Annotated in this window: 18 protein-coding genes; 16 read left to right on the top strand and 2 right to left on the bottom strand. The window is 50.4% G+C overall.

Annotated features, from left to right (window positions below; all coding sequences use genetic code 11):
• Nucleotides 1-232 precede the first annotated feature (232 nt).
• The 16 genes from AC1RN6_RS06945 (at nucleotide 233) to AC1RN6_RS06870 (ending at nucleotide 10,552) form a co-directional block, all read left to right on the top strand.
• On the top strand, nucleotides 233-925 hold the full coding sequence (locus AC1RN6_RS06945; RefSeq protein ID WP_493004111.1) for a hypothetical protein: 693 nt from the start codon (nucleotides 233-235) through the stop codon (nucleotides 923-925).
• Nucleotides 926-1,043: 118 nt separating this feature from the next.
• Nucleotides 1,044-1,412 (top strand): hypothetical protein, encoded by a 369-nt coding sequence (locus AC1RN6_RS06940; RefSeq protein WP_007884304.1) that lies wholly within the window; start codon nucleotides 1,044-1,046, stop codon nucleotides 1,410-1,412.
• Nucleotides 1,413-1,510: 98 nt separating this feature from the next.
• Nucleotides 1,511-1,990 (top strand): hypothetical protein, encoded by a 480-nt coding sequence (locus AC1RN6_RS06935; RefSeq protein ID WP_493004109.1) that lies wholly within the window; start codon nucleotides 1,511-1,513, stop codon nucleotides 1,988-1,990.
• A 531-nt stretch (nucleotides 1,991-2,521) separates the two neighbouring features.
• Nucleotides 2,522-2,863 (top strand): hypothetical protein, encoded by a 342-nt coding sequence (locus tag AC1RN6_RS06930; RefSeq protein WP_493004107.1) that lies wholly within the window; start codon nucleotides 2,522-2,524, stop codon nucleotides 2,861-2,863.
• A 104-nt stretch (nucleotides 2,864-2,967) separates the two neighbouring features.
• On the top strand, nucleotides 2,968-3,648 hold the full coding sequence (locus AC1RN6_RS06925; RefSeq protein WP_493004106.1) for a hypothetical protein: 681 nt from the start codon (nucleotides 2,968-2,970) through the stop codon (nucleotides 3,646-3,648).
• 117 nt (nucleotides 3,649-3,765) lie between these two features.
• On the top strand, nucleotides 3,766-4,266 hold the full coding sequence (locus AC1RN6_RS06920) for a hypothetical protein (RefSeq protein WP_493004104.1): 501 nt from the start codon (nucleotides 3,766-3,768) through the stop codon (nucleotides 4,264-4,266).
• A gap of 170 nt (nucleotides 4,267-4,436) precedes the next feature.
• Nucleotides 4,437-4,862: an HD domain-containing protein gene (locus tag AC1RN6_RS06915; RefSeq protein WP_493004103.1), complete on the top strand. Its 426-nt coding sequence runs from the start codon at nucleotides 4,437-4,439 to the stop codon at nucleotides 4,860-4,862.
• A 105-nt stretch (nucleotides 4,863-4,967) separates the two neighbouring features.
• Complete coding sequence (locus AC1RN6_RS06910) at nucleotides 4,968-5,357, top strand: hypothetical protein (RefSeq protein ID WP_493004102.1); 390 nt, start codon at nucleotides 4,968-4,970, stop codon at nucleotides 5,355-5,357.
• A gap of 191 nt (nucleotides 5,358-5,548) precedes the next feature.
• Nucleotides 5,549-6,076, top strand: coding sequence for a hypothetical protein (locus tag AC1RN6_RS06905; protein ID WP_493004100.1), 528 nt, complete (start codon nucleotides 5,549-5,551; stop codon nucleotides 6,074-6,076).
• 2 nt (nucleotides 6,077-6,078) lie between these two features.
• A complete protein-coding gene (locus AC1RN6_RS06900) occupies nucleotides 6,079-7,083 on the top strand; it encodes a hypothetical protein (protein WP_493004098.1) in 1,005 nt (334 codons plus the stop codon).
• 80 nt (nucleotides 7,084-7,163) lie between these two features.
• Nucleotides 7,164-7,469: a hypothetical protein gene (locus tag AC1RN6_RS06895; RefSeq protein WP_493004096.1), complete on the top strand. Its 306-nt coding sequence runs from the start codon at nucleotides 7,164-7,166 to the stop codon at nucleotides 7,467-7,469.
• A gap of 52 nt (nucleotides 7,470-7,521) precedes the next feature.
• Entirely contained in the window at nucleotides 7,522-7,956 is a 435-nt protein-coding gene (locus tag AC1RN6_RS06890; protein WP_493004095.1) for a hypothetical protein, read from the top strand.
• A 289-nt stretch (nucleotides 7,957-8,245) separates the two neighbouring features.
• The gene (locus tag AC1RN6_RS06885) at nucleotides 8,246-9,046 is read left to right on the top strand and encodes a T6SS immunity protein Tdi1 domain-containing protein (RefSeq protein WP_493004093.1); all 801 of its coding nucleotides are present in this window, start codon (nucleotides 8,246-8,248) and stop codon (nucleotides 9,044-9,046) included.
• A 292-nt stretch (nucleotides 9,047-9,338) separates the two neighbouring features.
• Nucleotides 9,339-9,638 (top strand): ArsR/SmtB family transcription factor, encoded by a 300-nt coding sequence (locus AC1RN6_RS06880; RefSeq protein WP_493004091.1) that lies wholly within the window; start codon nucleotides 9,339-9,341, stop codon nucleotides 9,636-9,638.
• Nucleotides 9,635-10,099, top strand: coding sequence for an SRPBCC family protein (locus AC1RN6_RS06875; protein ID WP_493004090.1), 465 nt, complete (start codon nucleotides 9,635-9,637; stop codon nucleotides 10,097-10,099). Before AC1RN6_RS06880 ends, AC1RN6_RS06875 begins: the two co-directional genes overlap by 4 nt.
• A gap of 39 nt (nucleotides 10,100-10,138) precedes the next feature.
• Nucleotides 10,139-10,552, top strand: a complete 414-nt coding sequence (locus tag AC1RN6_RS06870; protein WP_493004088.1) for a GFA family protein — start codon at nucleotides 10,139-10,141, stop codon at nucleotides 10,550-10,552.
• Nucleotides 10,553-10,701: 149 nt separating this feature from the next.
• On the opposite strand, the gene AC1RN6_RS06865 is transcribed toward AC1RN6_RS06870, so the two are convergent.
• Entirely contained in the window at nucleotides 10,702-11,637 is a 936-nt protein-coding gene (locus tag AC1RN6_RS06865; protein ID WP_493004087.1) for a sigma-70 family RNA polymerase sigma factor, read from the bottom strand.
• A complete protein-coding gene (locus AC1RN6_RS06860) occupies nucleotides 11,634-12,389 on the bottom strand; it encodes an SDR family oxidoreductase (RefSeq protein WP_493004085.1) in 756 nt (251 codons plus the stop codon). The genes AC1RN6_RS06865 and AC1RN6_RS06860 overlap by 4 nt, the downstream gene beginning before the upstream one ends.
• Nucleotides 12,390-12,472 lie beyond the last annotated feature (83 nt).

The following is a 12,472-nucleotide window of genomic DNA, read 5'->3' as shown; positions in this document are numbered from 1 at the left end:
TTCTGACTGACTATGTACCTTGGACAACAACAAATCGTAATTCACACCAGTGATTGTCAACTATCGAAAATACGCCATTTTTGACAATTGACGAAGAGTGTTGCGAACTACAGTTTATTGCTATTTGAAGTCAGTGATCGGCCAGTTACGGCCGTTCATCTTCAAGCAACACTTCGATTTCTTTTCCCTGCCCTCAAAAAAGAAGAATGTATGACTATATTCAATCTCGAAAATGAGTATTAGCATCTCAGTTTTTTTCGGCAAAGAAATAGCAGAGCTGGATGCTCGATTCGTTCGCGCTTACACCGATCTCGGCTTTGATGTGCAATTGCACCCGGAACTTACCTTGATCGAGTCTTGTGCTAGCGGTTGCCTGTACTTACGTGTCACAAAGACTCCCCCGGATTTTCTTCGCCTAGCTCCGGAACTTCCTCTGTTGATCGTATTTGGATATAGCGTGCACAAGAGGCAAAAAAAAGAGCCTCGTAGCAGGCAGTGGCCTCCCAAAGGGGTGGGAATTTATAGCTATGAAGCCAGCTCCAGGACTTCCGCCGGACGGAGCGATGCAGCTGGCGCCATGCAAATAGTCTCGATGGCCATATTGGCCAAAGAAACGGGAGGACACTTCTATGTCGATGGAGATGACGCGGCACGTACAGGTGATCTCGCCGTTCAACAAGCAGTTCTGGAACTAGCACGCTTTGATCGAGTGTATTTTGATGCTGACGTTCATCGTTTTGAGTCCTGGCCACCGGTCGATAGCACCAGCGCATTTCAGTGGCCTCGAACAATTGAACTGCCAAAATCGCCAATACCGGCCGTTCAAAAGCGCAGAGCGCTATTCAGGTACAAATTTTCATGGCTCCACGTCCCAGGGATCGTCTTGGTCACCTATTTTTTGATAGTGACGCTTTTATATTCCTGAACAGTAAGCGACGGAGGTATCAATTCCGCCTTAATATCGGATGACTGCAACCGGCCAGAAGTAGGCGCCAGGTTGCAGCGAAATGATTTTACTATCACTGTAAAAGTAGAAGGACTTTATGAGCAATGCATGGTGCCATCTGCAATACAGATATGGCAATTCATTAGGAGCGCCGACACGCGATGAAATTATGGTCGCAGTGAAAGAGCTATATGAAGAAAACCTGCCGGACATGACTGAAGATGACTACGATGAGCACGGTGCTGCGTCGCTACGATATGGCTTTGACGACGGGCCAATGTACGTGCTTGAAATTACACGTTTGGGAACTGCACGCTGGTCCGAGTGGGCCGACGCAGATTTTCAAAAAGAGTTGTGCCCGACTAGAGAGATTAAGTCGCTTTCTCAAGAAAAGGCTTTTCTATTGTGGGAGCAACTCGGTGCGGGAGAAACTGACCTAGTCCGGATGCATTTTCAAACGGCTTAGTATCTGCTTGGGTCGGAAGCAGAGGTCCGCTAACGGCCAGAAGAAGACGTCTAAAGTTCGAATTCCAGTGATGTTCATTAATACGGAGAGGTACGGTGATGGGTAGTTCTATCGGTTTTTTTTGTGGAAACGAAGACCATCGAGCTCTTCAGGGGTTCGGGGAAAGTATTGGGCTAATTGCTATCGCTCCCACTATCGATAAAGACATCAATCAGGATGTGACAACGGGACCTTTTTGTTTTCTTTCTCTCGTTCCAAAAACAGAATTGCACCCATATGGCAATCCTGCGGTCCGACTTACGGACGCTAAAGACCCAATCATGAGATTTATGCGTGGCTATTTTCTAAATCCGTATTTGGTCGCCGGACATATTTATTGGTCAAATGATGTTCCCGGGCTCGCTACGCAGACTCGACCGTACTACAAGAAAATCTCAAAATGGATTCAAAGTAACTGGAAATTGCTTCCCCATGGTGGCTACTACATAGGACCAGAGGCCCAATCTCTATTGAATACGGGGGCTGCGATGGTGAATACTCTTCCTGGCCAGGCTGAGTTTCATCTTATAGAAATATGAAAATCGTCTCGCGTCAACGTCGTCTATCGGCCAGGAGCAGACCGATTGATATAGGAACCAGATGCTCGTTATTGTTCACGTAAATCGCGATAGTGTTCACGCCGGTGATGATTTGGAGTCTCATGCTGCTAAAGTCGAAGTTGACTCGGAATCGGATATCGGCAGCCTGTTGAGGGATTTGAAGTCTCATTATTTGCCAGGTATTGCAGGAGGAGACGCTTCGTGGATTGTCTCATGCTCAGGTAACGGCCCGAACCCAGTTGGCGTACTCGCGCAGCAATGGCAGGATCCTCGCCGGCGAGTACCATTGGAAACATCTATAGCTCGAGTGCTTGGGCGCGGACGGCTAAGCGTTACGTTTGAATACTTGGGCCAGAAAGACCCTGCGCTTGTTTTCGACAGAATCGCCGTTGGAAAAGAACCTCCACCGAAATAGTAGTCTCAGTACGGCCAAGAACGGTTGTTACGAGGATAGCGAGGAGCATGCAATAAATCGGAATTCCTCCTTGAAAGAAAGCGAGAAAAATTACAATGAAGATTAAACAAAGAGATTTAGATAAGCTGAATGCTCGTTTGGTACAGTGGCAAGGAGCTAATGCTTTTTTTGGCAGTTATGTCGATACTGACGATCGTTTGATTATTGTCTTTGAGCGCCCAGAAAACGCACGAGAATATATTGGAATATGTTTCCTTCAGTGCCTATTTATATCGGGGCCGACCCGATGGTCGAAATGCGATCTTAAATGTCAGCTTTTTGATTTTGTAGATGGTAATGTTGGATTTGAGATTCGTGACATCGGAAGCGGCTTTGTCTTGAGGTGTGCGGGACCAATAGTGATTGGTAATAATGAATTCGTTATCCCATCAGATTGATTTATAGAAGCCGTTACGATCATGAGTTTTTAAGTCGAGCGTCTCTAACCGGCCAGAAACGGACACTCCGACAGAATGCTTGCTACCAGACTTGAACGCAAAATATGAAACCTTGGTTCTCTGAAGCGCAATCAGTATCGATGCTGAATGCGGAATTGTGTTTTCTTCTAAAGGACGAACTCGATTTCGGTCCGGACAGGCACATAGACGCAGACCGCTCAAAATTCACACAGAGTCTTGACCTGCCCTCAATTCCAAGGCGACAGTCCTCAATGGTTTGTACGAGCGAGCTTATTGGGCGTGAGGGCGAATTGGCTGCTTACTATAAACAGGTTGTTAGATTTGCAGTTCATCATCGACTTTCATTTAGGTCAATTCGTCATCACTTCTGGGTGCGGCTTTGGCTATGGAATAGCGAAGACGACGTTCATATTTCTTTTCCTTGGTATGACAATTACTCAGAGGTGTCAGGATTCCTGAACGCGCTATTGTCAGTCGAATCCGGGGAAATTTATTACGACGTTGACCAATGCTGGGAAATGGAAGTTGACGCCTATGAAGACGATATCTATCTTCGGCAGCGAGACCCCGATTATGACGAGACACACGTTTGCATCCGAGTTCCTAGGAGCGAACTTGTAATGCAGGTGCGACAAGTTATGGAGCGCTCGGTTAAAGTTATAGACCAGCTTAGTGAATTGATGGGTGAGGATGTCTGGACGGCATACATGCGTTCTGAGCCGGTCTTCATGGAGAATGTCGTAACCGAGAAAAAATCTTGGTAGCGTCCTTTGTGAGCTGGCACGCTTTTGAACGTACAAAATATTATTCCTTGGACGTCCGCAATCGGCCAGAAGCAAACTTCTTAGCACGAAAATTGCAAATTGAGACATGGTTGAAAAATGAAAATAAAAAACTTAATTCCAGTGTTTCTAAGTTTTCTCTGCGCGATAGCCATTGCAGGAAAACTTCCTCCTGATGTCCGTAGTTTCCAACAACCTAGTGTTATTTTTCCGAACGCGTGCAAACCGTCCGAGCTTCGAAAACTAAAAAATACGGTCGTCAAAATAACCTCAAAAAATGACCCCGACTTTGCGTGGCGTCTTATAGATGAGATGTTGTGCGGAGATACATTGCAGTCTTATAACTATGTAATTGCTCATACTGCCCCGACGATTCTCACGGAAGGTTATGACATCGATGGAAGTGAGCTGAAGAAAGAAATTTCCAGAAACTCTATTCAGCTTGTTCGAATGCAAGCATGGGATGCCAGTGTTGTAGAAGTCGATGGACTGATAAGAGTGCTATTTACCGATGGCGGCGTTTGCGCCTGGAATTTCGATATCAAGAAAGAAGCGCCTGCATCCTGGCAGATTGTTGCTAGTGGGGTTGCTTGCGATTGATTGCTTGCTTGATGTTTCCCTATATCTGAGAAAAATCGAACGCTTACTAACGGCCAGAAGCGGAAGTTCGAGCGATCTGGCCCCTACTAGAAGTACAAGGCGTTAAAACGTCTTTCAGAGCCAATAATAGATTGGCGGACATAAAAATTTACTAACAGGTACGAGGATCTATGCCAACGCTAGAACGTGCAATAGAGATTGCGGCAAGCGCCCACGCGGGGCAAGTCGATAAAGCAGGAGAACCTTATATTCTGCATCCGGTTCGAGTGATGTTGCGTGTCAGCTCTCAACAAGAACGAATCGCAGCGATACTCCATGATGTGGTCGAAGACACACACGTTTCTTTGCAAACTCTAGTGTCTGAAGGTTTTTCTTCCGAAATTATTTCAGCAATAGATGCGCTAACGAAACGCCCTGGAGAATCTCGAATACAAGCCGCTGAACGTGCTGCCTCCAATCCCATAGCACGTCGAGTTAAATTAGCTGATAACACTGAAAATATGGATTTGAGTCGTATACAGCAGCCGACAGAACGGGACTATGCGCGAATTGAAGAATACAAAATCGTGCGAGAACTACTATTGAAACATCAATAATTTATGCCTGCTTCCGGCCAGGAGCCGACATCGATAGTCGCAAGAGCAACTTGAAAAATATGTAATCCCAAACGTTACTATTAGAAACGGTATTTCCGTGAACATATGCGCTTAGAAATAGAAAAAAAGCAGCCTGTAGATAGCCCTTCTGAATCTCAAGTCCGAACTGGAATTTTAAAACTCCGAAGTTATGGGCCATCGTCATTCGCTTCGTTAACCGACGAAACAGGGAGCTACCTACAGATTGCTGGTGGAGGAATTACATGCATGCTGGAACGGCGAGATGCGCTAACAGGCCGGCAGTATCGAGCATTTCAAGAAACCGAAAATAAAAACTATCCTGATGGCACATTGCTGGTTTTTGGCGGAGGCCAAATAGCACTGTTTGCAAACGAATGGTTTACTAATACTGTCGTGGCAGAGGCGTTCGTAGCGTTTCTGCTGAACAAGCCATTACCAGACTTTATTAAATGGCGTGACTTGGCTGAGATATAAAACGAAGAACAACTTCGTCCGCAATCGGCCAGAAGCTGCCGCTCAAAACGGCTTATATTCAGACGTCACATGCTAACGAGTTACTGACTCCAGATTTGCTCGTCGGTCAGGAATTCGTCAGGGTTCTGTGCAACCATTTCCCCCAAACTGGCCGCGCAAATACATGCATGTTTTCAGGGGAAGCTTCAAACATGAAAAGAATAATCGGGGGCATGGCTGTTTTGATGTCGCTAGCTGTATTAGGCGGATGCGCATATCAAGAACCTGCCAAGGGGGAGCCACAAGCGACTCTTCATATCGTTAACAATCTTCCACATTTTTCATCATCTTCGTGGATGTACTACAGCGATGCACAGTGTCAGCAAGACCAGACAATGCTAGGTGCATTTAGTAAGCTCTATGACGGAGAAAAACGCGTGCAATTGCGTGCTGGCGAGACGCGCTACCTCCGAGTAAGTGCTGGTACAGCGGCCGGATCGGTGCCGGTAGGTGAATGTGAAGGCGGACCGCGTACATTCTGCTTTAAGACAAACAGATGCATGGTCGAACTTGAGGTTACGCCAGTAGCTGGCAAGGTATATCGAGCAGAACTTCTGGGTGATGGCAACACATGTGACGTTCGCGTCACGGACGAACAAACCGGTGCTCCTCAAGAAGATATTCATCCGATAGCGATAGAGCCAAGTTGTATCCCTAAAAAATGGAAGACAAGGGAATAGCCGTGAAAAAGATGACGCCTCAAAAGACCCTCATTTCGTCATTGCACATTGCGTTCAAAGCAGCTGCAATCTGCATCATGGTGGTTTCCGGCGCGACAGCATCCGCAATGGAATTGGCGAAGTTTGGCAACACCATCATTTTATCGGGACCAGTCAACGGCTCTGAATGGGCAATGATCAAAGATGCCTTCGTCGAAAATCCTCGCATCGATCTGGTTGTACTGCGCAATTCGCATGGAGGCGATGCAGGCACCGGTTACGAAATTGGAGCGTTCTTCCGCGAACGAGGTGTTACTACGGCCGTTTCGGGATATTGCGTTTCCTCTTGCTCACGTATGTTTCTTGGCGGTAAAAACAGGGTATTTACCGATGACTATCCTTTGGATCAGACGCATGTCGGTTTTCATGGACACTACGATGCCCAGGGCAATCTGAATGGTGCTTCAGTAATCAGGGGCGGCTTGTATGACTGGATCATCCGCTATTCGGATGGTAAAGCAGATCCCGAGCTGGTCAAACGCTGGATTGCGATTAAAAAAAACAAGGGCGCGGCAAGTTTCTTTCATCCAGATCTTGCTGCCACGCTGGGCAATAGTGTTTTTTTCTGCGATGGATTGCAGCGTCAGAAGATTACCAATTGCGAGCCAGTACCGACAGATGCGATGCAGCGTGGAGTAATCACCGATACCCGATATATTTCCAGCCCGGACCAGGGGGCGCTGCCAGGGAGGATCCGTGCGCGGCAATTTTCTGCAAGCGGTTTTGCCGAAGTTGAGGACGTGAAAAAAGTCCCTCTCGATGCTGCTGAGGGCGTTGAACAGTACCGGCGTTATCTGGCGGCTTCGTCGCCCAAAGCGTTTGCGGTGGCACCGACACGCCTGCACTGGGGCTGGAATGCCGGTTCCCAAAAGGATGTTAACGACGAAGCGCTGAAACGATGCGAAGAGCGGGCCAGGCAAACCTGTGTTCTCTACAGCGTGGACGACAACGTGGTCTACAGACAATGAGTTCGGCGGATGCGTCCCTCCGTTCAAGCGTCGTTTCGCGGCCAGAAGCAGCCAAATACCTAAATAAAAAAAGGGGATTCATGTTCTTTCTGTTCATCGCCTTGCCATCCGTGCTTGCAATAGGCTTCTCGTGCGTCACTTGGAACAGCCTCAATCGACCATGGTTGTTTGTCATTCTCTCGACCGTGGTCCTTAATATCATCTATGCCTTCGTGGCACTCACCTTCGGACCGGGCACATCTAGCTTTTTAGAGTATAGAGACCCTGCCAGCGTTTCCTTGGATAAGCCGCTGCTTGGCCCCGATGCTGTATTCATGATTCAGTGTTCAGTAGTGGCAATTCTTCTACTGCTCGTGGCGTGGTATTTCTTCCGCAAAGCTACTTAGAGAGGTCCGCAATCGGCCAGGAGCAGCCACTGAGCATATGAAATGAATCAGGATGAATAAAATATTTCGAATAGAGCAAGGAAGTGAAGCCGTAATCGGTCATTGCAACTCATGTGGGCACGAAACAAAAACCTTTCGCGGATTTGTTTATGACGGCGATGGAGCATTTGCGGTGTATGCCTGTACCTTCACCGTGGCGCATCCTGAGAGCGGCGTTGCCATGGCGATAAGCATGCGAGGCTGGGGTGATGGCGCTGACAAGAAAGCCAAGGAATGTGTGGCTCTTGAATGGAAAGTAATTGATGGCGGCCCAGGATGTAGAGTTGTCGACGCGCTAGTATCACGCTGGGCAAACGAGGAACTGTTAGGGCGCATGCTATCGCGCGAGGATGCACTGCATTCCGGCCGTGCGAAAGAAGCCTTTGCTGTTTCTGACTCCGTTTGGATGAACGACCCTCGATTACCACAGGCGTTGAATAACGGCTGAACGATGTCGGCAATCGGCCATTTGCGGACTTCCGCGACGCAAAGAAAAAGGGGTTAATTGTGATGTCGTCAGACACAAAAATTGCTGGTTCATATAAAACGCGTACTAAGGCGTTGGCCATCACAAACGTAGTCGCCGTCTTATGTTATTTAATTGCCGCATCTCTGTCCTGGGTTGAGCCCGAACTGGCTGATGTTCCAGGTGCGTCTGGCGGTGCGCCCTTCGTGTGGTTCTTATTGGCAGTCCCAGTTTTTTTACTATCGGTTTTATCGAACTTCATTGCATTGTCATGGGCACTGATTTATCGCTGGCGGCGAGGTCAGCCATATTTCTATTGGCCAGTATGGATTTTCATCATCATTCTTTGGGTGGCGGCTGTAGCTTTAGACTATTCACGTCACGGAACATAGCCGAATGCCCGCAATCCGCCGCCAGAAACAGACATTTCCAATCCAACCAAAAATACGACATGTTTGAAAAATTTATACAGGCTTTCCCTCAAGACCAATTGGGCATCTCAACGGGGATGAGCAAATTGCCCGCATCAGATGAAAAGGCCCTTTCCCAAGTTCTGCATTCGTTAGGTGGAGGCTCTTTTGGTGGCGGAGTATATCGAGTCATACAAGCCTCCGACTTGGATGTCTGGGCTCAGCGAGTGACTCTGGCATTCCCAATTTTCTCGGGACGTATTGCGTGTTTCGGCTGTGACTGGCTGGGCAGAGTTTTTGCCGAAGACACGGCACGACTTGTTGAAGGACTGCCTGGTGTTGTTATGTTTGAACCGGGAACCGGAGAAGCTCTTGAGATACCGTCAAATATTTTGACGTTCCACGATGAGGAACTACTTCAGTTTGGAGAGGCAGCATTGGCCATCAGCTTCTTCCAACAATGGCTGAGGAAAGGCGGAAAACCACCAGCCTCCAGTGAATGTATCGGCTATAAAAAGCCGCTTTTTCTGAGTGGACAAGACGATATCGAAAATTTGGAATTGTGTGACATCGATGTCTATTGGCATATTTCATCCCAATTGATTCGTCAAACGCGAGGCTTGCCAGTGGGAACTCCAGTCAATATTATCGCAGCAAAGTAGCTAATAAATTGATTCACCAACGGCGGCTAACGGCCAGAAGCGGACGCTCACATTGAATGACCTGCGGTACTAACGAACGCATATGCTGAAAAATCACGTCGAACTTCATCATCCGGGTGGCGTTGTGATTGCCGCCATCGCTTAGCCCCGGGCTATGCCGCCAGCGTCAACACACCGTCCATATCCCTGATTAAATAAATTTTTTGCGGCCTTCTCAATAAATTAGCATTGACTTATATATTAGCAATCACTAATATATCTCATTATGCACACCACTTCTCTTGATACTGTTATGCGCACACTCGCCGATCCCACGCGGCGTGCCGTTTTTGAACGGATTGTGCAGGCTCAGGAAATCAGCGTGGCTGAACTGACCGAGGGCAGCGGTGTCACCCAGTCTGCCATTTCACAGCATCTGGGGTCCCTCAAACGAGCAGGTCTGGTCACTGACCGTGCGCAAGGCCGCAACGTGTTCTATCGCGCCGAGCCGAAAGGCCTGGCGCCGCTTGCCGATTGGATGAGCCATTACGGCGTGTTCTGGAGCAAGCGCTTTGCCGATCTCCGAACCCTCTTGAAAGAAATTGATCCATGAATGACATCAATTTGAAATCGCCCACGCAAGAAATCGTGGTGGATGAAGTCTTCCCTCACGCCCCCGAGACAATCTGGAAGACGCTTACCTCGGGAGCATTGATGGCTCGCTGGCTCATGGAGCCGCACGGCTTCTCCCCTGTTCAGGGCACACGCTTCACCTACCAAACCAAGCCGGCCGGGGAATGGGACGGCACCATTCATTGTGAAGTGCTGGAAGTCGTGCCGAACGAGCGCTTCGTCTATGCCTGGAAAGGCGGCCATGAGAGCAACAAGGGATATGGTTCGCGACTGGATACGGTCGTCGCATTCACCCTGACCAGAGTGCCGGAAGGCACGCGATTGCGGCTGGTGCATTCCGGCTTTGTCACGCCAGCAAATGACACTGCCTTCAACAACATGCGCGAGGGTTGGCGCAAGGTCGTGCCCAATCTGGGCAACTTTACCGACGGGCTGCACTGAGAAGCATCGACAAACTGCGCCTCAAGACAGGAGAAATGCATGAGCGATACCTACACCGGCGGATGCGCCTGCGGCGCGATTCGCTACGAAATTCCAGGCGAGCCGTTCTTCATGAATCACTGCCAGTGCCGCGACTGCCAGCGCAAGAGCGGCACCGGCCATGGTTCCTATCTGACCTTCGCCGCCGACGGAGTAAAGCTTACCGGCGAAGCGACGCAATGGGACATGGTCGCCGACAGCGGGAATGTGAAGACGCGCGCGTTCTGCCCACGCTGCGGTTCACCGGTCTATATGCGTTTTGCAGCCATGCCGCAAATCTTCACAGTTCATGCGGCGAGCCTGGACGATCCGAGTCGTTATAAGCCACAGGCCGTCACTTACCGTATGCGCGCTCAGACGTGGGATTACCTCGACCCCGCTTTACTTGCATTCGACAAGATGCCTCCCGGCTGATCAAAAACAGAGCGCCCGGCCAGACACGGTCGGGCGCTTTTTTCAGAACGAAGAAATGCGCGATCAGATGCATCGCTTGCCGACTCAGCAGTTCGGCGGCGCTCAGTTCAATTTCAGACGAAATCCGGAATCTGCCGCGCCGAAAATGCTCAATGCGTAGCGTTGTCGCTAGCTGGCTTTATAGGTGTCGCCAGCACCAGTTCCGCATCGGCGGCGACGTAGCGGGAATAGCGATAGTCACGGATGAAACTGATTCTTCCGTTCTTCCATTCCAGCCACATGACGTAGCTCGGCTTCGGATTATTGCGATCTTCGAAGACCGCAATGACCTCCCGCCCCTCAAGCCAGGCGGGCACAAGCCACACACCGTCAATCTTGGCATAGATGGTAAAGAACAAGCCGACGTCTGCCGCGCCGACGCGCAGCGGATACGTGGATTGATTGAGTTTGACGTCGTCGGCCAGGAGCGCCCGCAAGCCATCCCAGTCTCGCTGATTGAAGAGAGTCACATAGCGCGCCACCGCCTCCGATGTCGGCCCCGGCTCTGGGCGCTGGCTGGTCTGGGCGTTTATTTCGCGAAGACGCGCTCGTCCCCTCGCAAGGTGACCTTTCACGGCATCGACGGTAAGATCGAGCAGGACTGCGATCTCTACCAGAGATTCGTCGAGCACATCCTTCAGAATAACTACGCTGCGTTGAACGAGGGGTAATTCCGCAAAGCGGGATACCGCGGTTTTAACAGCTTCCTGGCGCATCAACGTCTCCACGGGATCAGGGTTGGCCAAATCGACGACATCCGAGGCCGCAACCATTGGCTCAGCCTTTCGCACCGCCCGGCTGCGCAGCAGGTCGAGAGCGCGGTTATGTGCGATTCGGAATAGCCACGGCCGCAGCGGTGTTGCCTCATCCAGATCCGGCAATGCCTCCAAGGCCCGGATAAGCGAGTCCTGCACAACGTCCTCTCCATCGATAACCGATCCCATGAGACGCGCGCAGTAGCGGTGCAACTCGGGCCGCAGCTCGCCGGCAACGGCAAGGATCTCCGCTTTGCGGTCGCCGTTCCCGGAAGGCAGCTTGGCGCTCACGCCCCAACTCCTTCCAGTACCGAGATCCCCGCGCCTTTGACTCCGAACGCGATGGCATCGGTAAATTTCGGATCGTCCAGCAGGGAAACGACCATTTCACCGAACTGGCGAGGCGGCATCGGAGCGCCGAAACGAACGACGAATTCTTCCGGCGTGACGCCTGCGACATGCGCGTAGGCATTGGCTCCCGCATCTCCGACCCCGGTGCCGAGAACCATTTGTTGCGGCACAATCGTCTGGAAGCTGATTCCCAGATTCTTTTTTTCCGCGACGCCGTTGGCGTACTTGGCCATGGTCCAGAGCATGCGTTTAGCGCCGGCATAGCCTCCCGATAACGGCGAACCGTTCACGGCAGCGCCGCTTGAAACTGTGAGGACACGGCTTCCCGACTTGAGCGGCAGGTTGAGGGCCGCTTGCAACCAATAAAGCCCGGCCTTGACGTCGGTATCCCAGGTCGCCGTGAAATCCTCCCAGCTTACCAGATCCAGTCGCTCCATCCGGGGCTTCGCACCCGCGTTAAGAATGAGAATATCCGGGCGAATCTCACCGAGGATGCGATGGGCAGCGGTTTCGTCAGTCACATCGGCCGCAATCGTAGCGACGCCCAGACGAGCCTGGACGGACGCGAGCGCTTCGACGCCACGGGCGACGACCGTCACCTTGGCGCCCTGTGCGACCAGAGCTTCGACCAGTCCGAGTCCAAGACCACGGCTTCCTCCGGTGACGACGACATTCTTGCTGTTGAGATTCATGATTTGCACTCCATTGTCTAGGTATAGCTAAGACGAATGAACCTTGAAAAAAGAGTCAATCTGCAAGACCAAACCTCATCATC

The organism is Herbaspirillum sp. GW822-FHT03A08, from assembly GCF_058801885.1.
The sequence above is the reverse complement of the archived record's forward strand: the minus strand, read 5'-3'. Positions and strand labels throughout refer to the sequence as shown.

Coding starts and splice junctions, on each gene's coding strand:
- AC1RN6_RS06940 (WP_007884304.1), top strand. CDS start 1,044: ATGAGCAATGCATGGTGCCATCTGCAATACAGATATGGCAATTCATTA.
- AC1RN6_RS06930 (WP_493004107.1), top strand. CDS start 2,522: ATGAAGATTAAACAAAGAGATTTAGATAAGCTGAATGCTCGTTTGGTA.
- AC1RN6_RS06905 (WP_493004100.1), top strand. CDS start 5,549: ATGAAAAGAATAATCGGGGGCATGGCTGTTTTGATGTCGCTAGCTGTA.
- AC1RN6_RS06885 (WP_493004093.1), top strand. CDS start 8,246: ATGGGCACTGATTTATCGCTGGCGGCGAGGTCAGCCATATTTCTATTG.
- AC1RN6_RS06910 (WP_493004102.1), top strand. CDS start 4,968: ATGCGCTTAGAAATAGAAAAAAAGCAGCCTGTAGATAGCCCTTCTGAA.
- AC1RN6_RS06880 (WP_493004091.1), top strand. CDS start 9,339: ATGCGCACACTCGCCGATCCCACGCGGCGTGCCGTTTTTGAACGGATT.
- AC1RN6_RS06915 (WP_493004103.1), top strand. CDS start 4,437: ATGCCAACGCTAGAACGTGCAATAGAGATTGCGGCAAGCGCCCACGCG.
- AC1RN6_RS06895 (WP_493004096.1), top strand. CDS start 7,164: ATGTTCTTTCTGTTCATCGCCTTGCCATCCGTGCTTGCAATAGGCTTC.
- AC1RN6_RS06935 (WP_493004109.1), top strand. CDS start 1,511: ATGGGTAGTTCTATCGGTTTTTTTTGTGGAAACGAAGACCATCGAGCT.
- AC1RN6_RS06860 (WP_493004085.1), bottom strand. CDS start 12,389: ATGAATCTCAACAGCAAGAATGTCGTCGTCACCGGAGGAAGCCGTGGT.
- AC1RN6_RS06925 (WP_493004106.1), top strand. CDS start 2,968: ATGAAACCTTGGTTCTCTGAAGCGCAATCAGTATCGATGCTGAATGCG.
- AC1RN6_RS06875 (WP_493004090.1), top strand. CDS start 9,635: ATGAATGACATCAATTTGAAATCGCCCACGCAAGAAATCGTGGTGGAT.
- AC1RN6_RS06870 (WP_493004088.1), top strand. CDS start 10,139: ATGAGCGATACCTACACCGGCGGATGCGCCTGCGGCGCGATTCGCTAC.
- AC1RN6_RS06920 (WP_493004104.1), top strand. CDS start 3,766: ATGAAAATAAAAAACTTAATTCCAGTGTTTCTAAGTTTTCTCTGCGCG.
- AC1RN6_RS06945 (WP_493004111.1), top strand. CDS start 233: ATGAGTATTAGCATCTCAGTTTTTTTCGGCAAAGAAATAGCAGAGCTG.
- AC1RN6_RS06890 (WP_493004095.1), top strand. CDS start 7,522: ATGAATAAAATATTTCGAATAGAGCAAGGAAGTGAAGCCGTAATCGGT.